A 19,826-nucleotide genomic window follows, 5' to 3' on the forward strand; every position below is an offset into this window, starting at 1 on the left:
GCCCCGCCGACCCGGCCGCCCGCCGCGGCCAGCGTTCCGCCGCCGTCCGGCCGTCCGGCCGCCGAGCCGCCGCACCACGACCGGGGCGCGGACCGCACCGGCGAGCGGGTGCCCGACGGCATCCACGCGCTCGCCCGGATCCGCCGGGGCCACCCCGCCCTGCGCGCGATCGTCCTGGCCACCGCGGACGACCCGCACCGCGCCGCCCGGGCCCTGCACGCCGGGGCCACAGGCTGGGTGGCCAAGGAGAGCTCGCTCGCCCGTCTGCTCGCCGTCGTCCGCGGCGTGCTGCGGGACGAGACCCATCTGCCGCCGGCCCTGCTCACCGGCGTCATCCGGGAGCTCACCACCGCCCGCCGGGACCGCACCGAGAGCGAGCGGCTGGTCGACTCCCTCACCCCGCGGGAGAAGCAGATCCTGCGCTGCATGGTCGCGGGCCTCGGCCGGCAGGCCGTCGCCGAGCGGCTCTACCTCTCCCCGCACACCGTGCGCACCCACATGCAGAACGTCCTCGGCAAGCTCGGGGTGCACTCCACCCTGGCCGCCGTCGCGGTCGCGCGCCGGGCGGGCGTCAGCCCGTCCGAGCCGGCCGTGCCACCCGCCCCGCCGTCCGTCACCTCGGGCGTCCCCGGCCCCGGCTGAGGCGGCCGCCGGGCCCAGGGTGGGTGCCGGTGCCGAGCGCGCCCCGCCCGGAGGGGTGTTGACGGTCCGGGGAGTACGCCGCGGCCTCCCCGACGGGGGCTCAGCCGGGGATGTTGTCGAAGGGGGCGACCAGCTGCCGCAGCAGGCCGGCGAGTTCGCCCTGCTGGCCGGCGGTGAGCTGGGCGAGCAGTTCGCGCTCGTGCGCGAGCAGCCCGGCCAGTGCCTGGTCGGCGCGGTCGCGTCCGTCGTCGGTGAGCCGGACCAGCACGCCGCGGCGGTCGTCCGGGTCGGGCAGTCGCTTGACCAGGCCCTTGGTGGTGAGCCGGTCGATCCGGTTGGTCATCGTCCCGGAGGTCACCAGGGTCTGGGTGAGCAACTGGCCGGGGGAGAGCTGGTACGGGGTGCCGGCCCGGCGCAACGCGGTCAGGACGTCGAACTCCCAGGGCTCCAGACCGTGCTCGGCGAAGGCGATCCGGCGGGCGCGGTCCAGGTGCCGGGCGAGCCTGCTGACCCGGCTGAGCACTTCGAGCGGCTCCACGTCGAGGTCGGGGCGCTCTCGGCGCCATGCTGCGACCAGGCGGTCGACCTCGTCCTCCATGACGATCAGTGTATCGGGGGATGTGTCGATGTGAAGTCTCTTGACATCGAGAAATGTAACGTGGAAGCTGCGGCTAGATATCTTGATATCGAGATACTTAGTGAGGCGATCATGACCGAGCCCCTCTGGGACCCCCGGCAGTACCTCCGCTTCGCCGACGAACGGACCCGTCCGCTGCGCGATCTGCTCCACCGCGTCCCCGCGATCCCGAACGAACCCGCGGCCACGATCCTCGACATCGGCTGCGGCCCCGGCAACTCCACCGCCGTCCTACGGACCCGGTGGCCCGCCGCCCGGATCACCGGCGTCGACAACTCCGCCGAGATGCTCGCCACCGCCCGCGCCGAGGGCGAACCCACCGCCGACTACCTGCTGGCCGACGCCCGCACGTACGACCCGGCCGACGCGGCTGCGGACCTCATCGTGTCCAACGCGACCCTCCACTGGCTGGAGGGGCATCTGGGGCTGCTGCCCCGCTGGGTGGCCGCCCTGCCCGTCGGCGGGGTGCTCGCCTTCCAGGTGCCCGGCAACTTCGACTCGCCCAGCCACACCCTGCTCGCCGGCCTGCGCCGCGACCTCCGCCGGCGCGGGGTCATCGGCGAGGACGTCACCCGCTCCGGCGTCCACGAGCCCGCCGAGTACCTGCGGGTGCTCGCCGACGCGGGCTGCGACGTCGACGTCTGGGAGACCACCTACCACACCCTGCTCACCGGGGAGGACCCCGTCCTGGAGTGGGTCAGGGGCACCGCCCTGCGGCCCGTCCTCGCCCGGCTCACCGACCCCGCCGAGCGCGACGCCTTCCTCGCCGAGTACGGCGCGCTGCTGCGGGAGGCCTATCCGGCCGGGCCGCACGGCACGGTGTTCCCGTTCCGGCGGATCTTCGCGGTGGCGGTCAGGCGCTGAGCGCGGGGTCCGGGCGGTCGGACGCGGGGCCGGGAGCGCGGCGCCGCACGGGCGGGGCGGGTCCGGGGCGGGCCGGGTGCGCAGGGGCCCTACGCCTTGCGCTCGCCCACCAGCTTGGGGTGCCGCTCCATCCCCTCCAGGCCGTGCCAGGCCAGGTTGACCAGGTGGGCGGCCACCTCCGCCTTCTCCGGCTTGCGCACCTCCAGCCACCACTGGCCGGTCAGCGCGACCATCCCCACCAGCATCTGCGAGTACATCGGGGCCAGCCGCGCGTCGAAGCCCCGGGCCTTGAACTCCAGGCCCAGGATGTCCTCCACCTGCGTGGCGATGTCGCTGATCAGCGAGGCGAAGGTGCCGGTCGACTGGGCCACCGGGGAGTCCCGGACCAGGATCCGGAAGCCGTCCGTGGAGGTGTCGATGTAGTCCATCAGCGCGAACGCGGCCTGCTCCAGCAGCTCCCGCGAGTGGCCGCCGGTCAGCGCGCCGGTGACCATGTCCAGCAGCAGCTGCATCTCGCGGTCGACGACCACCGCGTAGAGGCCCTCCTTGCCGCCGAAGTGCTCGTACACCACCGGCTTGGACACCCCGGCGCGCTCGGCGATCTCCTCCACCGAGGTCCCGTCGTACCCGCGCTCCGCGAACACCGTGCGGCCGATCTCCAGCAGCTGCTCCCGGCGCTGCTTCCCGGTCATCCGCACCCGGCCGCCCCGGCGACGGGCCGCCGGGGCGGTACGCGCGGCGGCCGGCGGTTCGGGCGCGGCCCGCGTGCTCGTGCTCTCCCGGCCGCCTGTGCTGTCTGCGCTGCTCCCGTTCACCCCTACATCATGCTGCAGGCGCGGGCTCATGCGGCGCGGCGGGCGGCGATCCGCTGCGCGTCCGGCCAGCGGACGTCCCGGGCCCAGCCGGCCCGCTCGAACCAGCGGATCAGCCGGGCGGAGGAGTCGATCTGGCCGCGCAGCACCCCGTGCCGGGCCGAGGTCGGGTCGGCGTGGTGCAGGTTGTGCCAGGACTCGCCGCAGGAGAGGACCGCCAGCCACCAGACGTTGCCGGAGCGGTCCCGGGAGCGGAACGGGCGCTCGCCGACCGCGTGGCAGATCGAGTTGATCGACCAGGTGACGTGGTGCAGCAGCGCGACCCGGACCAGCGAGCCCCAGAAGAAGGCCGACAGGGCGCCCTGCCAGGAGAGCGTGACCAGCCCGCCCACCAGCGGCGGGATCAGCATGGAGAGGGCGGTCCAGAGCCAGAACAGCCGGGAGATCCGCCTTATGGCCGGGTCGCCGATCAGGTCGGGCGCGTACTTGTGCTGCGGGGTCTGCTCCTCGTCGAAGAGCCAGCCCATGTGCGCCCACCACAGGCCCTTGAGCAGCGCCGGGACGGTCTCCCCGTAGCGCCACGGCGAGTGCGGGTCGCCGTCCTTGTCGCTGAAGCGGTGGTGCTTGCGGTGGTCCGCCACCCAGCGCACCAGCGGGCCCTCGATCGCCAGGCTGCCGGCCACCGCGAGGGCCAGCCGCAGCGGACGGTTGGCCTTGAAGGCGCCGTGGGTGAAGTAGCGGTGGTAGCCGATGGTGATCCCGTGGCAGGTGAGGAAGTACATGACGGTGGCGATCGCCAGGTCCGTCCAGCCCAGGCCCCATCCCCAGGCCACCGGTACGGCGGCCACCAGGGCGGCGAAGGGGACGGCGATGAACAGGGCGAGTGTGATCCGCTCGGCGAGACCCTGCTTCTCCCCGCCGCGGGTGGCGGAGAGCAGGTGCGGGGCGGGATCGGTGTCGAGGGGGAGCGCGGTGTCGGTGCGCGCCTCGCCGGCCTGGACGGTCATGGGGGCATCCCTTGGGGGTGGGGGGAACCTACGTCGGCGTAACCTACGGCATCGTAGGTTGGGTGGGTCGGGAAGGGAATACGGTGCCGGGGGAGCTTCGGTGAATTCACCCACCTGGATGGCTGAACCGGGATCCGCCCGGCGCGGACCGGGTCGCACGCCGCATCACCACCGGGGCCGGGCGCGGGCAGTGGTGCGCGATGGAGGTAGCTGTGGCGCCCCGGTACCCCGTAGTCTTGGGCGAGCGCGCCCCCCGGGAACGGGGAACGAGAGCGCCGGTCCCGGATCGTCTAAGGGCAGGACAGCTGGTTTTGGTCCAGCTTATGGGGGTTCGAATCCTCCTCCGGGAGCACTGCGACGGCCCCCGGTCGTGTTCCGTTCCGGGCCGGGGCCCGGCCTTCCGCCGGTCCGGCCCGCATTATCCTTCGAAGCGCCAGGGGCCTGCGACGTGCGGATATCCTCCCTGGCTGCTCTGCCCTCCCTGTGAACCGACCGAGGAGCCTCCCCCGTGAGTGCCAATTCGCCTGCCGCCGTTGTCGTGCTCGCCGCCGGTGGCGGGACCCGGATGAAGTCGAACAGCCTCCCCAAGGTGCTGCACGAGGTCTGCGGGCGCTCACTGGTGGGCCACGCGGTGGCCGCCGCAACGGAGTTGGCGCCCCGTGAGCTGGTCGTCGTGATCGGCCACATGCGGGAGAAGGTCCAGGCGCACCTCGCCGAGCGGTACCCGGCGGCCCGCGCGGTGGTGCAGGAGGAGCAGAAGGGCACCGGCCACGCCGTCCGCACCGCGCTGGAGGCGCTGACCGCGGACGGGACCGAGCTGGACGGCACGGTGATCATCACCACCGGGGACGCGCCGCTGCTGACCGGCGCCACGCTGGCCGCCCTCGCCGGCGCGCACGCCGAGCAGGGCAACGGCGTCACCGTGCTGACCGCGGTCGTGCCGGACCCGTACGGCTACGGCCGCATCCTGCGCGACGAGGCGGACGGCGCGGTCGCCGCCATCGTGGAGGAGAAGGACGCCAGCGACCTCCAGCGGACCATCGCCGAGATCAACTCGGGGGTCTTCGCCTTCGACGCCAAGCTGCTCGCCGAGGCGCTGTCCCGGGTCACCACCGACAACGTGCAGGGCGAGGAGTACCTCACCGACACCCTGGAGATCCTGCGCACGGCCGGCCACCGGGTGGGCGCCGTGGTCGCCGCCGACTACCGCGACATCCTGGGCATCAACGACCGGCTGCAGCTGGCGCAGGCCCGCCGGCTGCTGAACGACCGCCTGCTGGAGCGGGCGATGCGCGAGGGCGTCACCGTGGTGGACCCGGCGACCACCTGGTTCGACGTCCAGGTCACCTACGAGCCGGACGCGGTGGTGCTGCCGAACACCCAGCTGCAGGGCGCCACCCACCTGGGCGAGGGCTGCGAGGTGGGCCCGAACTCGACGCTGAAGGACACCCGGATCGGCGCCGGCGCGACTGTGAGCAACACCACGGCCGACCGCGCCGAGGTGGGCGAGCTGGCCTCCGCCGGCCCGTACGCCTACCTGCGCCCGGGGGCGAGGCTGGCCCGCAAGGCCAAGGTCGGCACCTACGTCGAGGTCAAGAACTCGGAGCTGGGCGAGGGCGCCAAGGTGCCGCACCTGTCGTACATCGGCGACGCCACGATCGGTGAGGGCACCAACGTCGGCGCGGCCTCGGTCACGGTGAACTACGACGGCGTGAACAAGCACCGCACGGTCATCGGGGCGCACTGCCGTACCGGCTCCGACAACATGTTCATCGCGCCGGTGACGGTGGGTGACGGCGCTTACACCGCGGCCGGCTCGGTGATCACCGCGGACGTCCCGCCGGGCGCGCTGGGCGTGAGCCGGGCGCAGCAGCGCAACATTCCCGGCTGGGTGGAGCGCAAGCGGCCCGGCACCGCATCGGCGCAGGCCGCGGCGGCCGCGACGGAGGGGACTCCGGAGGCCTGACGGGGCGGACGGGAGTCCAAGGGGCGGTACCGGGGCGGACGGTTTCTGCGCGGGCGCGTAACCTTGAGGTCATACGTACGCCACTGGGCTTACCCACTGTGCCCGGGCATACCTACATTCCCCCGACCCCACTGCGCCGTCAGGCCCGCGCCTGCCCGCGGTGCGGACGGGTTCAGCGTCAGCAACGCGAGGAGACGGTGCAGTGAGCGGGATCACGACGTCGGGTGAGAAGAAGCTGAAGCTCTTCTCCGGCCGTGCCCACCCGGAACTGGCGAGGGAGGTGGCGGAGGCGCTGGGGACCGAGCTGGTCCCGACCAAGGCCCTGGACTTCGCGAACGGCGAGATCTACGTCCGCTTCCTGGAGTCGGCGCGCGGCGCGGACTGCTTCGTGATGCAGAGCCACACGGCTCCCATCAACCAGTGGATCATGGAACAGCTGATCATGATCGATGCTCTGAAGCGGGCCTCCGCCCGGAGCATCACCGCGATCCTGCCGTTCTACGGGTACGCCCGCCAGGACAAGAAGCACCTGGGCCGCGAGCCGATCTCCGCGCGGCTCGTCGCGGACCTGCTGCGCCAGGCCGGCGCCGACCGCCTGATGGCCGTGGACCTGCACACCGCGCAGATCCAGGGCTTCTTCGACGGCCCGGTGGACCACCTGTTCGCGCTGCCGCTGCTGGCGGACTACGTCGGCGAGCGGGTGGACCGCTCGAAGCTGACCGTGGTCTCGCCGGACGCCGGCCGCGTCAAGGTGGCCGACCAGTGGTGCGACCGGCTGGACGCCCCGCTGGCGATCATCCACAAGCGCCGCGACATGACCCAGGCCAACACCATCCTGTCGGCCGAGGTCGTCGGTGACGTCAAGGGCCGGGTCTGCGTGCTGGTCGACGACATGATCGACACCGCCGGCACCATCTGCGCCGCCGCCGACGCGCTGTTCGAGAACGGCGCCGCCGACGTGCTGGTCGCGGCCACCCACGGCGTGCTGTCCGGCCCGGCCGCGGACCGGCTGAAGAACTCGCGGGTCAGCGAGTTCGTGTTCACCAACACGCTGCCGACCCCCGCCGAGCTCCAGATGGACAAGATCACCACGCTGTCGATCGCCCCGTCGATCGCGGCCGCGATCCGCGAGGTCTTCGAGGAGGGCTCGGTCACCAGCCTCTTCGAGGGCGTGCACTGACCGGTCGTCCCGCGAAGGCCCCGACCCCCTGCGGGTCGGGGCCTTCGTCGATTTCGCGGCAGGCCGCCGGTGCGGTTAGACTCGTGAAACTGCTCGGCGAGGGATGCCGTGTGCCCGTCTCGCGGGTGCCCGCTCCGTGATCGACGCGCTGCCGGTGCCGGGTTTCCGCGCCTGGCAGAGGTCGTGCGCCGCCGAGTGACCCCCGAACGTACTGAGGGTGTGGTCCCGGCGGTTTTTCGCGTTGCCTGCACCCCCGCGCCATCTTCACGAGGAGTGCAGTCGTGTCCGAGATCCGCCTTGCCGCCGAGACCCGCAACGAGTTCGGCAAGGGCGCTGCCCGCCGCGCCCGCCGGGCCGGCTTCGTCCCCGGTGTCGTCTACGGCCACGGCCACGCCCCGGTTCACCTGAACCTGCCCGGCCACGACCTGATGATGGCCCTCAAGACCCCGAACGCCCTGCTGGTCGTGCCGATCGACGGCAAGGACGAGTACGTGCTGCCGAAGGCCGTCCAGCGCGAGGCCATCAAGCGCACCATCGAGCACGTCGACCTGCTGCTGGTCAAGCGTGGCGAGAAGGTCACCGTCGAGGTTCCGGTCCACACCGAGGGTGAGCTGGCCGCCGGCGGCAACCTGCTGGAGCACGTCCTGGCCGCCCTGCCGATCGAGGCCGAGGCCACCCACCTGCCCGAGGCCGTCACCGTCTCCGTCGAGGGCCTGGAGGCCGGCGCCTCCATCCACGCCAAGGACATCACCCTGCCCAAGGGCGTCACCCTGGCCGTCGACGCCGACGCCGTCGTGCTGCAGGTCATCGCCGCCCAGGCCGCCCCGGTCGAGGAGGAGGCCGCCGAGGCCGAGGCCGGCGCCGAGGCCTGAGCCTCTCGCGAGTCGTAGGGCCGCTGCCCCGGTCGCTCCGTGCTGGAGCGGCCGGGGCAGCGGTGCGTCCGGGATGATGACGGTGAACGTGAGCACGAGGAGCGGTGGGATGAGCGACGAAGCGTACGACGGCCCGTGGCTGGTGGTGGGCCTCGGCAACCCGGGTGAGCAGTACGCCCGGAACCGGCACAACATCGGGTTCATGGTGGTCGACCTGCTGGCGCAGCGGATGGGCGCGAAGTTCAAGGCGCACAAGAGCCGGGCGCAGGTGGCCGAGGGCCGGCTGAGCGGCCGGCGGGTGGTGCTGGCCAAGCCGATGTCGTTCATGAACCTCTCGGGCGGCCCGGTCACCGCGCTGCGGGACTTCTACAAGGTGCCGGCCTCCGCGGTGGTCGCCGTCCACGACGAGCTGGACATCGACTACGCGACGCTGCGGCTCAAGCTCGGCGGCGGCGACAACGGCCACAACGGGCTGAAGTCGATCACCAAGTCGCTGGGCCCGGAGTACCACCGGGTGCGCTGCGGGATCGGGCGTCCGCCGGGCCGGATGGAGGTCGCGGACTTCGTGCTCAAGGACTTCTCCTCCACCGAGCGCAAGGAGCTGGAGTGGTTCGTCGACCGCTCGGCGGACGCGGTCGAGGCGCTGCTGTCCGAGGGCCTGGAGCGGGCGCAGGGCACCTACAACTCCTGAGGGGCCGTCAGCCACGCTCGGCGTCACGGCCGCCCCGGTACGCAACAGTCGTACAACGCTTGGCCGTCCACACCTGATTCGGTGTGAGAACCCTGTGGAGGATCGGATAGCGTCGGGCGGGTACGCGAACGGGGTCTGGGGAGTTCTCGATGCGGAGATTTCGGCCGGTACGGCAGCTGCGACGGGTCCGGGCGGTCCGGCTGAAGCAGCTCGGCCGCCGGGTCGGCAAGGCCGGCGCGCTGGGCACGGCGGGGGCGCTGGGGGCGGCCGGGGTGCTGCTCTCGGGTGCCGGTGCGGCGCACGCCGAGAACGTGGCGGAGCCCGATCCGGGTGTGGTGTCCCCGGAGCCGGTCTCGGCGCAGATGGCGCCGGTGCTCGGCGGCCCGGTCGGCGGGGACGCCGGCCTGCTGGCGGTCGGCGGCGGCCTGGTGGTCGTGGCCGGCGGGGCCGCGCTGTGGCTCAAGCGCCGCCGGGCGGACGCCCCGGGGCAGTGACCCGACGATGACGTGGTGAGGAGGGCCGGTGCCCGGGAAGTCCCGGGCACCGGCCCTCCCCGCGTTCCCCCGTCGAACTCCCCCTTCGAAAACGCGTCCGGCCCGTGTCATCCGTTTCCGCCGGCCGGTGCGTCCAGGGGTCATGAAGCGCGAATCGATGCGGTCGGGGGGCACCACGGACGGTGACCCCTTCGACGAGTTCGTCTCGGCGCGGTACCAGGCGCTGCTGCGCGGCGCGTACCTGATCACGGGGGACCTCCACGACGCCCGGGATCTGCTGCACGACGCCCTGGCCCGGGTGTACGGCAGGCGCGGGTCGATCAGGGACCTGGCGGCGACCGAGGCCTATGTCCGCCGGACGATGGTCCGCACCCACGTCTCCCGGTGGCGCCGGACGCGGCGGGAGGTGCTCACCCCGCTGCTGCCGGACACCCCGGTGGCGCCGGATCACGCCCGGGACGAGCAACTGCACTCCGCCCTGAGGGGGCTGCCGCCGCGTCAACGGGCGGTGGTGGTGCTCCGCTACTACGTCGACCTGCCGGTGGCACGGGTGGCGGAGGAGCTCGGCTGCTCGCAGGCGACGGCGAAGACGCATCTGGCGAGGGCGATGAGGACGCTCCGGCAGGAGCTCACACCACGGAGGGAGACGGTCGGCAGTGGCAGCTGAGGACGCGGGCGCCGGGGGTACGGGCGCGCAGGAGCACGAGGACCGGGAACGGTTCGAGCAGGAGTTGGTGATCCGGCTCGGCGAGCAGGCCGGGGCACGGGAGCTCGCGGGCGGGCCGCCGCCGCTGGCCGAGCTGAAGGAGGCCGGACGGCGCCGCCAGCGGCGGCAGAACGTGCTGCGGGCGGGTGCCGGGGTGGCGGTGCTGGCGCTGGGCGCCGGTCTGCTGACCCAGTTGGGCACCGGGGGCGGCGGGGGTGCCTCCGGTGCGACGGTGAGCGCGGCCGGCAACGGATCGCCGTCGCCGTACCCGGGCGGGCCGGCGGGCTCCGGCATTGTGACCGCCTGCGACAGGGGGCCGAGCGCCCTACGGACACCGGGATGGACCGGGCCGACGAGGGGGGCGCCGGGCGGGCCGTCGGCCTCCTTCTCCGCCTCGCCGGGTCTGCCCTCCTCGGGGGTGACCTCGGGGGCTCCGGGCACCGGCTGGCCGTCGGGGTCGCCCTCGGGCCTGCCCCCGGCGTCGTCGGGCCTGCCCTCGGCCCCGTCGTCGGCCCCGTCATCGGGCCTGCCGTCGGGTTCGCCGTCCTCGGGGACGGCCACCGGGGTGCCGGGGTCGCCGGCGTTCACGGGGACGACCCCGGCCCACTCCGCCCCGGCCTGGCCGTCGTCCGGCCCGTCGTCGTCCGGCCCGTCGTCCGTCGGGTCGTCGGGCCCGGCGTCCGGCCTGCGCACGCTGCCGCCGGTGGACCCGTCCGCCGGGCTGTCGGCCTCGCCGTGGTTCACCCCGCCGGTGGCCTTCTACGACACCCCGGCGGGTATCGCGGGCATGACGGTCGCGGAGATCGGGCAGCGCTACCCGGACCACTACTTCGGCGTCTGCGCGAGTAGTGGTCTCAACACGGTCTACGCGATACGGGTGCCGGGCAGCGACTTCGACGAGGCGGTGCGCAAGGCCCTGCAGGGCACCGCGCCGCGGATCGAGTTCGTGGACGCGGTCGGCAGCAGGCGGGCGCTGGGGGAACTGGCGGACCGGATCCAGCAGGACACCGGGTACTGGGGCCCGCGAGGTGTGACGATCTCCTGGGTGCAGGTCGCCATCGACGGCGCGGGGCTGATCGTCTTCAGCCCGCAGGGCGACGGAGCCCGGGCGGACATCCTGGCCCGGTACGGCCGCCAGGTCGTCGAGGTGCGCCAGGGCGAGTGACCGGCCGGCCCGCACCGACGGCGAGGGCCCCGCGGCGCGCGACGCGCCGCGGGGCCCTTCGGCGTGCGGGACCGGTCAGCCGGTGTTGCGCAGGCCGGCCGCGATGCCGTTGACGGTCAGCAGCAGGGCGCGGGCCCGCAGCGGGTCCTCGTGCCGGCCGGTGGCGACCTCCTCGCGCTGGCGGCGCAGCAGGGCGACCTGCAGGTAGGAGATCGGGTCGAGGTAGGCGTCCCGGACGGTGAAGGTCTGCTTGAGCACCGGGTTGTGCTCCAGCAGCTCGGTCTCGCCGGTGAGCCGCAGGACCTCGCGCAGCGTCACGTCGTGCTCGGCCACGATCTGGTCGAAGATGTGGTGCAGCTCGGCGGGCACCAGCTGCTCGACGTAGTGGCGGGCGATCCGCAGGTCGGTCTTGGCCAGCGTCATGGCGACGTTGGACAGGAAGTTGCGGAAGAAGTGCCACTGGCCGTACATCTCGTCCAGCACGTCGCCCAGGCCCGCGGCGCGGGCGGCGGCGAGGCCGGCGCCGACGCCGTACCAGCCGGGGACGATCTGGCGGGACTGGGTCCAGCCGAACACCCACGGGATGGCCCGCAGTCCGTCCAGACCGGCGCCCGAGTCGGGCCGGCGGGACGGGCGGGAGCCCAGGTGCAGCGAGGCGAGCTGGTCGACCGGGGTGGCGGCGAAGAAGTACTTCGGCAGGTCCTCCTGCTCGACCAGGGCGCGGTAGGCGGTGTGGGCGGCCTCGGAGACCCGGTCCATCGCGGCGTCCCAGCGGGCCAGCTCCTCGGGGGCCTGGCGCGGGGCGGTGTGCAGCGCGGAGGCGGAGAGCGTGGCGGAGAGGGTGAGCTCCAGGTTCTCCCGGGCCAGCGAGGGCAGCAGGTACTTGTCGGAGATGACCTCGCCCTGCTCGGTGACCTTGATCTCGCCCTCCAGGGTGCCCCAGGGCTGGGCCAGGATGGCCTCGTGCGAGGGGCCGCCGCCGCGGCCGACGGTGCCGCCGCGGCCGTGGAACAGGCGCAGCCGGATGCCGTACCGGTGGGCGACGTCGCGCAGCCGGCGCTGGGCGCGGTGGATCTCCCACTGGGAGGTGGTGATGCCGCCGAACTTGGATGAGTCGGAGTAGCCGAGCATGACCTCCTGGACGTCGCCGCGCAGCGAGACCAGCAGGCGGTAGGAGGGGTCCGAGAGCATCTCGTCGAGGATGCGGTCGGCCTCCTGGAGCTCGTCGGTGGTCTCCAGCAGCGGCACGATGCCGATCTTGGCGATGCCGGCGTGCAGGTCGATCAGGCCGGCCTCGCGGGCGAGCACGGCGGCGGCGAACACGTCGTCCGCGCCCTGGCACATCGAGATGATGTAGCTCTCGACGATCTCGTCGCCGAAGCGCTCGAAGCCCTCGCGGATGGTGTTGAAGACGCCGAGGGTCTTGGCGCCGGCCGGATCCAGCGGGGCCGGGGTGGGGGCGAGCGGGCGGCGCGAGCGCAGCTCCTTGGCGAGCAGCTTCTGCCGGTACTCGCGGGGCATGTCGGCGTAGCGCCAGGCCTCCTCGCCGAGCCGGTCGAAGAGCTGGCCGAGCGTGTGGTGGTGGGCCTCGGCGTGCTCGCGCACGTCCATGGTGGCCAGCTGCAGGCCGAACGCCTCGATGGTGCGGATGGCGCGGGCGAGGCGGCCGTCGGCGATCAGCCCGCCGCGGTGGGCGCGCAGCGACTCCTGGATCAGCCGCAGGTCGGCGATCAGCTCGCGGGTGCCCAGGTAGTCGCGGCCCTCGACGTGCGGGGTGCCGTGGGCGAGCCGCTCGCGGGTGTTCTCCAGCTTGAGGCGTACGCAGGTGGCCTTGAGGCGGTACGGCTCCTCGGCGTTCATCCGCTTGTAGCGCGGGCTCAGCTCCGGCAGCAGGTGCAGGTCGGTGTTGAGCGAGGCGAGCAGCTCGACCGAGGCGCCGGCCAGGCGCTCGGAGGTGGAGAGCGAGTTGCGCAGGTCGTCGACGGCGTCCAGGGCGTCCTTGATGCCGTACTCGTGCTGGAGGTTGAGGACGTCCCAGGTGACCTGCGGGGTCACGTTGGGGTTGCCGTCGCGGTCGCCGCCGATCCAGGTGCCGAAGGTCAGCGGGCGGACGCCGTCGGGCACGCTGAGGCCGACCCGGGCGAGCTCCTCGTGCAGCTCCTCCAGGACCTCGGGGACGGCGTCCCGGTAGAGCTCGTCCAGGTAGTAGACGGCGTTGCGGGCCTCGTCGGTGGGCTCGGGACGGGCGATGCGCAGCTCGTCGGTCTGCCAGAGCAGGTCGATGACCTCGGCGAGGCGGCGGTCGGCCTGGCGCTTGGCGGAGGAGGTGCGGGCCGGGTCGGCCTGGGAGCGGCCTGCGGCGAGCTCCTCGCGGTGGATGCGGTCGAGCAGTTCGCCGATCCGGCGGAGCTTGTTGAGGACGCTGCGCCGGGCCGCCTCGGTGGGGTGCGCGGTGAAGACCGGGCGGACCGCCAGGTGGGCGAGGGTGTCCTCGACGTGCTTGGGGTCGGCCTCGTTGAGCTGGTCGGCGGTCTGGGCGAGCAGCGAGCCCTCGCGGGCGCGGCGGATGGCGAGCTCGCGGCCGCGGTGCACCTGCTCGGTGACGTTGGCGAGGTGGAAGTAGGTGGAGAACGCCCGGACCAGCTTGGCCGCGGTCTCCAGCTCGATGTCGGAGAGCAGCTCGGCGGTCGCCTCGCCGTCGGTGCGGCTGAGCAGTCGGACCTGTTCGACCAGGCCGAGCAGCTGGGGGCCCTCCTGGCGGACCAGCGTCTCGCCGAGCAGGTCGCCGAGGCGTCGGATGTCCGCGCGCAGCGCGGCGTTGTCGGCGACGGCGGCGGGGCTGTCCGCCGGGTTGGGGACCGGAGCGGTCACGGCTGGCTCCCTGTGGTGGTGGGGTTCGGCAACGGCTCTTCGTCACGGTGGCGTACGTGTGCCGCGTGTGACACGTGCGGACCGCGCTGTCCGACGCGACCAGCATAGGTGTCAGGGGTGCCACTGTCCGCGAGGTGGCCGGATGGCGGACAGGTTCCCCGGGCGCGCCATGTGGTCTGGACCACTGTTGGTATCAGGGATGTGTCGGGGTCATCCCCGGTGGGGATGGATCTCCTTCCCGCCGTAGGCTGTGGGGTTATGAGCAAGTCGCCTGGGGAGCGCGTGCCGGTCCGGTCGTTCTGGTGGTGGGAGCGGCGCCGGAGCGCTCTCCTGGACATCGCGCTGGCGGCGCTCGCGGCGCTGGAGTGCGCGTTCAGCGGTCTCGCCTTCCTCGCACCCCGGGTCGACCTCGGCCTGGCGGCGAAGATCGCGGTCGCGGCCTTCGGCGCGCTGGCCGGGGCCACCCTGGTGGTGCGCCGCCGCTGGCCGGCGGTGCCGGTGCTGGTGGCCCTGGTGGCGATGCCCGGGATGCTGGGCGTGGTGCTCCTGGTCGTCTCCCTCTACACGCTCGCCGAGACCTGGGAGTGGCCCTCGCGCCGACGGCGGGTGGTGGCGCTGTCCGCGCTGGCGTTCGTCGAGGCGGTCGGCGTGATGCTGGTGACCATGCGCACCCCGGGCGAGACCGGCGTGGAGACCCCGATCTGGGGCCAGGTGCTGCTGGCGGTGCTGGTCGCGGTCGGCCTGACCGTCCCGCCGGTGGTGACCGGTCTGTACCTCGGCGCCCGCCGCCGGCTCATCGAATCGCTCAAGGACCGCGCGCACGGCCTGGAGACCGAGCTGGACCTGCTGGCCGAGCAGGCCCGCGAGCGCGCCCGCCGGGCCCGGCTGGAGGAGCGCACCCGGATCGCCCGGGAGATGCACGACGTGGTCGCCCACCGGGTGTCGCTGATGGTGGTGCACGCCGGGGCGCTGGAGCGGATCGTCGCCAAGGACCCGGAGAAGGCGGCGCAGAGCGCCAAGCTGATGGGCGAGGTCGGCCGGCAGGCGCTCAACGAACTGCGCGAGATCCTCGGCGTGCTGAGGATGTCGGACGAGGGCGCCCAGCCCGAACCGGACTCGCTGGCCCGGCTGCCCCGGCTGGTCGACCAGTCCCGCGCGGCCGGCATGGCGGTCACCCTGACCGTCAGCGGCACCCGTCAGGAGTTCACCGCGGAGGCCGAGCAGACCGCCTTCCGGGTGGTCCAGGAGGGGCTGACCAACGCCCACAAGCACGCCGGCGGCGCGCAGGTGTCGGTGCTGCTGGCGTACGCGCCCAACGGGGTCCGGGTCTCCGTGGTCAACGACTGCCCCGGCGGCGAGCGGTCCGCGGCCGCGCTGCCCAGCGGCGGCAACGGGCTGGTCGGGATGCGCGAGCGGGTGGTCGCGCTGGGCGGCAGCTTCTCGGCGGGACCGGAGGCCGACGGGGGCTTCCGGGTGGAGGCGGTGCTGCCGTCGCGGCTCGCGGTGCGCGCCGACCGGCTGGCCTGAGACGGCCGGTCATGCTCTTGGACCTGGTCCTGGTTCCGGCCCTGGTCCGTTCTTTGCGCGGGGCCCGGCGCGTCGGCCCGGTCCGTTCCCGGTGCGTGGACCCGGGGCGGGTGCGGTGCCCGGTGAGGGGGTCGCTGCGCTCAGCGCGGGTCGTCGGCGGTGCGCAGCAGGGCGGGCGCGGTGCCGAGGACGAGCGCGCTGACGGCCTGGTCGATGCCGTGGCCGAGGAACCACTCGCCGGCGTGGTCCAGGCTGTAGACCCGGCCCTCCTCGTCGACGGCCAGCAGCGCCTGCCCGAACCGCTCCTCGCCCAGCGGCGCCAGCCGGGTGTCCAGGGCCCGGCCGAGGTCCGCCAGGGTGCGCGGCTGGTGCAGCCCGCGCAGCGGGTCGATCAGGAACGGCGTACGGGCCAGTTCGCGGCCGGGGCCGGCCAGGTCGAAGGCCAGCCCGCCGAACTCGGCCCAGGCCTCCACCGCCGCCGGGAACACCGCGTGCCCCGCGCCGGCCGGGGCGCCGTACCCGACCAGGACGTCGGCCCACTCCTCGGCCTGGCGGATCTCCCACCGGCCGGGGTGCCAGCCGGCCTGCTTGAGCTCGGCGGCGACGTCGGCGGGGAAGCGCGGACGGGTGCGCCCCGAGGTGGGGCCGAGGGTGGTCGGGGGCGGGCCGGGCGGGTTCAGGGCGTGCTCCAGGGATCGGGGACAGGGGGGCCGTGCGAGCGGCGGGGCTCAGCCCGCGGGCGGGCCGACCGCGACGCTCTGTACGGCGAGGTGCTCCAGCAGGGCGGCGCAGGAGAGGCAGGGCGGGGCGTGGCTGCCGTGCGCCGGGTCGTCCTCCTCGCGGATGTGCACGGTGGTCAGCCGGGCACCCTTGAGCGCCTTGCGGGCCTCCTGCACGGTCATCGGCTTGCGGGAGGCGCGCTTGGAGCGCTTCCCGTCCACGCCGGTGAGGTACTGGGAGAGCAGGACGGCCTCCGGGCAGCGCCCGGTGAAGCGCTCGCGGTGCTCGACCGGCAGGGCCTCCAGGAAGCCGCCGACCAGGGGGTGCAGCTCCGGGCGGCGGACCGACTTGGCCCCGGCCAGGGTGTGCACCTCGCCGCCGCGCAGCGACAGGGCCGCGGCGACGGCGGGCAGCAGACTGTCCCGGTGATGCCGCAGCAGCGGCGGGGCCTGCGTCTCCCCGTCGGTCATCCGTCCTCCTCCTCCCGGCCGTGATGGCACCTCACTCCGGGGCAAGCCTGTCAAATGGCACCGACATCCGCGAAACCGGGGTGCGGCGGTGCGGCGGTGCGCCCCCGTGGGCGGGCCGCCCGTCCGGTCGGCACACCATCGTGGCCGGATCCGCACCTCATCGTCACGACTCGTCCCTGGATTTCCCGAATCCACCCCCTTCGGGTGGCGCTGCCCGGTACCGTTCCTGCCGAGGCCGCGGGCGGACCGGCCGCGGGGGAGCTGCGGCGGTCCTGGCAACTCCTGTGCGTGCCATGGTCATTGAGGCCGCCGGGCGCGGTCCTGTGACGGCGGAATCCGCCGACGAGGCGCCGGGCGGGCACGCCCCCCTCGGGGCGTACCTGACGGTGCGGCCGGTCAACGGCGCGCCGGCCCACTGCCCCCCGCTCTGCCCGCGGATCACCGAGGGGCAGCGGCAGCGCGTCGCCGATGCCCTTGTCGATGTCCCCGCCGAGGCCGTCGCCGAGGCCCTCGTCCCGGGGAGCCGAGGAGGGCGGCCGGCCGGGTCCGGAGGGCGCCGTTCACCGGCTCGTACGAGGGCCCGCGGGAGGTCCGGCACCGGGTCCCACACCAGGTCTCCCCAGGCGGGGGGACCCGGCGCGGCCCCCACCCCCTACGCTGGTGTCCAGCAATCGCGATGGAGAATGTTGCAGCAGCCAGTGGGGGCTCCCAGATGACGACAGGTCGGCCCGGCATCGCCGCCGCGCCCAACGCGGCGTACGCAGGTCAGGTGGTGCAGTTCCCGGACCCGGTGCGCGCGGAGAGGCATCCGGCCGGGGTCAGGGTGGACGAGCACGGCTACCCGGACTTCGCCCCGTACGCCGCCGCCGCGGCCGAGGTCGCCGACCCGCCGGAGGGCTTCGGCGTGGACGAGCTGCGCCTGACCGACTACGTCTCCGCCAACGCCGCGCTGTTCACCCAGGGCCACCCGCTCTGGGCCGACCTCGGCACCGCGGTCGCCACCCCGCCCGGCTGGACCTGGCACCACGTCGCCGGACGGGCCGCGCCCGGCTGGCGCCGGATGGAGCTGGTCCCGGTCGAGGTCAAGGCCCTGCTGCGGCACCACGGCGGTCTGGCCACGTCCGCCGCAGACCACCACCGGCGCGGCACCCGCCCGCTCCAGGAGCGCCGGCCCGTGCACTTCCCGCTGGCCACCGACGGCGGCGACCCGGTCGGCGTGCCCGAGGACCTCGTCCAGCGCGCCGAGGAGCGCCTCGGCTACCGGCTGCCCGAGGCGTACCGGACCTTCCTCAAGGTCGGCGGCGGGCGCACCCCGCTCGGCGTCGCCCTCGAACCCGACCTCGGCATGCTGCTCGACCAGCCGTTCCTGACGCTCAGCGAGGAGTACGGCACCGAGGACCTCGTGTACGCCAACAAGTGCCTGCGCGACCACCTCACCAAGGACTACCTGGGCATCGCCTACGCCCAGGGCGGCATCGTGACGCTCAAGGTGCGCGGTGACCGGACCGGCTCGGTCTGGTTCTGCGTCTACGACGACGCCCGCGACACCGGCACCGCCGAGGCCCCCGAGGACCGCCTCGCGCGGCTGCTGCTGCCGTGCGGCGACGACTTCGACGCGTTCCTGCTCCGGCTGGCCGGCAGTCCGGCGGAGCTGGAGACGGTCGCGGAGCTGATGGTGGACGGCGGGTTCGCCCGTGCCGTTCCGGTGGGCTGAGATGCGCTCCGGTGGTGACGTGGTTTCTCACGCGGCGGTGACGTCGGCCGGGTGGCCGGCCGCGCGGTCGGTGACGCAGATGGTGACCCAGATGGTGACGCGGTTGGTGACGGTGGGCGGGCCCGGTAGGACGGGCGGCACGCGGATGATGGGGACAGGGGTGAACCGGGCGTGGTGACGTACGCGCAGGCGCAGGAGCTCGCCGACGACTGGATCAACGGCGGGGTGCCGCGTTCGCTGCACCGCGAGGTGCGGGTGCGCGAGTTCGACCTGGGCTTCGTCTGCTGGGCGGTCGAGGCCGGCCAGGGCGCCGACGCCTCGGCGGGCGGTGCCTCCGGCGCCTCGAACGCCACCGGTGCCTCCGGCGGGGTGCGGCTGGTGATCGCGCGCGACTCCGGGGCCAGCACGCTCTGGCCGGCGCTGCCGGTCAACGAGGTGGTCCGGCAGTACGAGGAGGTCTACGGGCGACCGGTGGCCGCCAACCCGGCCGGCGCGGCGCGGCCCACGCCCGGGCCCGTCGAGGCGACCTCCTTCCTGCTCAGCCCGCCGCAGTGGCTGCAGGAGGCCGGGGCCGCGGCGATCGCGGCCGAGGCGGAGCGTCTGGGGACGGCGGCTCCGGCGGCCGCTCCCGCCGCGCCCGCCGCTCCTGCCGCGCCGGACTCCGTGCCCGCGCCCGCCCCCACGCCGGTTCCCGTGCCGGCTCCCGCTGTGCTGACCACGCCGCCGGTCTCCGAGCGGCCGGCCGGGGACGCGCCGACCATGCTGGCGCCGCCGCCCGGCCACGACGACGAGCCCTGGTCGCCGCCGGGCGCGCCCGCTCCGCTGCCGCCCGTCGGCGGTACGCCTGCCGGTGGGATGCCGATCGGTGGTACGCCTGCCGGTGGGATGCCGATCGGTGGCACGCCTGCCGGTGGGATGCCCGTCGGTGGCACGCCGGCCGGTGCCGAGGCGGCGACGGTGCTGCTGCCCGAGGGCCTGCGCAGCGTCGGCGCCGACCTGCCCGCCGGACCGCGGCCCGGTTCGGAGGCGGCCACCGTGCTGCTGCCCGAGGGCGGGTACGGCATGCCGCCGGTGGGCGCCGCCCCGGCCGCTCCACCGGCCGCCGGCGCGCCGGCCCCGACCCTGCTGGCGCCTCCGGACGGTCTGCCGGGCGCGCCGGGTGCGCCCGCCGCTCCCGGCGGTCCCACCGCTCCCGCCGTCGAGCACGCGCCCACGATGCTGGCACCGCCGGACGGTCTGCCCGGTCTCGCGGGTCTGCCGGGTGCCCCCGGTGCGCCCGTTCCGCCGGTGGGCCCCGCCGGTGGTGCCGTTGACCACGCGCCGACGATGCTGGCGTCGCCGGACGGTCTGCCCGGTCTCGCCGGCCTGCCGGGTGCCCCCGGTCCGGCCGCGGGTCCGGCCGGTGCCCCCGCCGCCCCGGGCGGCATGGGCCGCAATCCCGCGAGCGCTCCGCCGCCCCCGGCGCCCGCCGGGCTGCGTGGCGGCGCC

17 protein-coding genes, 1 tRNA gene and 1 pseudogene are annotated in these 19,826 nt (G+C 74.3%); 13 read left to right on the forward strand and 6 right to left on the reverse strand.

The window, feature by feature from the left end; translation table 11 throughout:
* Positions 1-642, forward strand: a 642-nt coding sequence (locus ACWEQL_RS31880; protein WP_452153838.1) for a LuxR C-terminal-related transcriptional regulator, incomplete at its 5' end; no start/stop codon positions are given.
* A gap of 100 nt (positions 643-742) precedes the next feature.
* On the opposite strand, the gene ACWEQL_RS31885 is transcribed toward ACWEQL_RS31880, so the two are convergent.
* Complete coding sequence (locus ACWEQL_RS31885) at positions 743-1,240, reverse strand: MarR family winged helix-turn-helix transcriptional regulator (RefSeq protein WP_452153839.1); 498 nt, start codon at positions 1,238-1,240, stop codon at positions 743-745.
* A gap of 111 nt (positions 1,241-1,351) precedes the next feature.
* Here ACWEQL_RS31885 and ACWEQL_RS31890 point away from each other — a divergent pair, with 111 nt between their 5' ends.
* Positions 1,352-2,143, forward strand: coding sequence for a methyltransferase domain-containing protein (locus tag ACWEQL_RS31890; RefSeq protein ID WP_452153840.1), 792 nt, complete (start codon positions 1,352-1,354; stop codon positions 2,141-2,143).
* An 89-nt stretch (positions 2,144-2,232) separates the two neighbouring features.
* On the opposite strand, the gene ACWEQL_RS31895 is transcribed toward ACWEQL_RS31890, so the two are convergent.
* Both ACWEQL_RS31895 and ACWEQL_RS31900 read right to left on the reverse strand, forming a co-directional pair.
* A complete protein-coding gene (locus ACWEQL_RS31895) occupies positions 2,233-2,835 on the reverse strand; it encodes a TetR/AcrR family transcriptional regulator (protein WP_350551889.1) in 603 nt (200 codons plus the stop codon).
* A gap of 149 nt (positions 2,836-2,984) precedes the next feature.
* Positions 2,985-3,962, reverse strand: coding sequence for an acyl-CoA desaturase (locus ACWEQL_RS31900; RefSeq protein ID WP_452153841.1), 978 nt, complete (start codon positions 3,960-3,962; stop codon positions 2,985-2,987).
* 279 nt (positions 3,963-4,241) lie between these two features.
* Here ACWEQL_RS31900 and ACWEQL_RS31905 point away from each other — a divergent pair.
* From ACWEQL_RS31905 to ACWEQL_RS31940, 8 genes are all read left to right on the forward strand, one after another.
* A tRNA-Gln gene (locus ACWEQL_RS31905) sits at positions 4,242-4,312 on the forward strand.
* Between the two features lie 158 nt (positions 4,313-4,470).
* Complete coding sequence (gene glmU / locus ACWEQL_RS31910) at positions 4,471-5,928, forward strand: bifunctional UDP-N-acetylglucosamine diphosphorylase/glucosamine-1-phosphate N-acetyltransferase GlmU (RefSeq protein ID WP_452153842.1); 1,458 nt, start codon at positions 4,471-4,473, stop codon at positions 5,926-5,928.
* A 202-nt stretch (positions 5,929-6,130) separates the two neighbouring features.
* Positions 6,131-7,108, forward strand: a complete 978-nt coding sequence (locus tag ACWEQL_RS31915; RefSeq protein WP_452153843.1) for a ribose-phosphate diphosphokinase — start codon at positions 6,131-6,133, stop codon at positions 7,106-7,108.
* Positions 7,109-7,389: 281 nt separating this feature from the next.
* Positions 7,390-7,980, forward strand: coding sequence for a 50S ribosomal protein L25/general stress protein Ctc (locus tag ACWEQL_RS31920; protein WP_452153844.1), 591 nt, complete (start codon positions 7,390-7,392; stop codon positions 7,978-7,980).
* Positions 7,981-8,089: 109 nt separating this feature from the next.
* Complete coding sequence (gene pth, locus ACWEQL_RS31925; protein WP_452153845.1) at positions 8,090-8,671, forward strand: aminoacyl-tRNA hydrolase; 582 nt, start codon at positions 8,090-8,092, stop codon at positions 8,669-8,671.
* 149 nt (positions 8,672-8,820) lie between these two features.
* On the forward strand, positions 8,821-9,165 hold the full coding sequence (locus ACWEQL_RS31930) for a hypothetical protein (RefSeq protein ID WP_452153846.1): 345 nt from the start codon (positions 8,821-8,823) through the stop codon (positions 9,163-9,165).
* Between the two features lie 142 nt (positions 9,166-9,307).
* On the forward strand, positions 9,308-9,832 hold the full coding sequence (locus ACWEQL_RS31935) for a SigE family RNA polymerase sigma factor (RefSeq protein WP_452153847.1): 525 nt from the start codon (positions 9,308-9,310) through the stop codon (positions 9,830-9,832).
* A complete protein-coding gene (locus ACWEQL_RS31940) occupies positions 9,822-11,036 on the forward strand; it encodes a hypothetical protein (RefSeq protein WP_452153848.1) in 1,215 nt (404 codons plus the stop codon). The genes ACWEQL_RS31935 and ACWEQL_RS31940 overlap by 11 nt, the downstream gene beginning before the upstream one ends.
* 75 nt (positions 11,037-11,111) lie before the next feature.
* Here ACWEQL_RS31940 and ppc read toward each other — a convergent pair whose 3' ends face one another.
* Complete coding sequence (gene ppc, locus ACWEQL_RS31945) at positions 11,112-13,907, reverse strand: phosphoenolpyruvate carboxylase (protein ID WP_452153849.1); 2,796 nt, start codon at positions 13,905-13,907, stop codon at positions 11,112-11,114.
* 258 nt (positions 13,908-14,165) lie between these two features.
* Between ppc and ACWEQL_RS31950 the strand changes: the two genes are divergently transcribed.
* Entirely contained in the window at positions 14,166-15,434 is a 1,269-nt protein-coding gene (locus ACWEQL_RS31950; RefSeq protein WP_452153850.1) for a sensor histidine kinase, read from the forward strand.
* Positions 15,435-15,574: 140 nt separating this feature from the next.
* Here the strand turns inward: ACWEQL_RS31950 and ACWEQL_RS31955 are convergent, their stop codons facing one another.
* Together ACWEQL_RS31955 and ACWEQL_RS31960 are read right to left on the reverse strand one after the other, a co-directional pair.
* Positions 15,575-16,114, reverse strand: a complete 540-nt coding sequence (locus ACWEQL_RS31955; RefSeq protein ID WP_452153853.1) for an SUKH-3 domain-containing protein — start codon at positions 16,112-16,114, stop codon at positions 15,575-15,577.
* Positions 16,115-16,162: 48 nt separating this feature from the next.
* Positions 16,163-16,624 carry a YwqJ-related putative deaminase gene (locus tag ACWEQL_RS31960; protein ID WP_452153851.1) on the reverse strand — a complete coding sequence of 154 codons (462 nt, stop codon included), beginning with the start codon at positions 16,622-16,624 and terminating at the stop codon, positions 16,163-16,165.
* 712 nt (positions 16,625-17,336) lie between these two features.
* Between ACWEQL_RS31960 and ACWEQL_RS31965 the strand changes: the two genes are divergently transcribed.
* Both ACWEQL_RS31965 and ACWEQL_RS31970 read left to right on the forward strand, forming a co-directional pair.
* Positions 17,337-18,338, forward strand: a complete 1,002-nt coding sequence (locus ACWEQL_RS31965) for an SMI1/KNR4 family protein (RefSeq protein WP_452153852.1) — start codon at positions 17,337-17,339, stop codon at positions 18,336-18,338.
* Between the two features lie 174 nt (positions 18,339-18,512).
* Positions 18,513-19,826, forward strand: a pseudogene (locus ACWEQL_RS31970) (SUKH-4 family immunity protein); the annotation flags it as partial.

The sequence above is a fragment of the Kitasatospora sp. NPDC004240 genome, assembly GCF_053603215.1.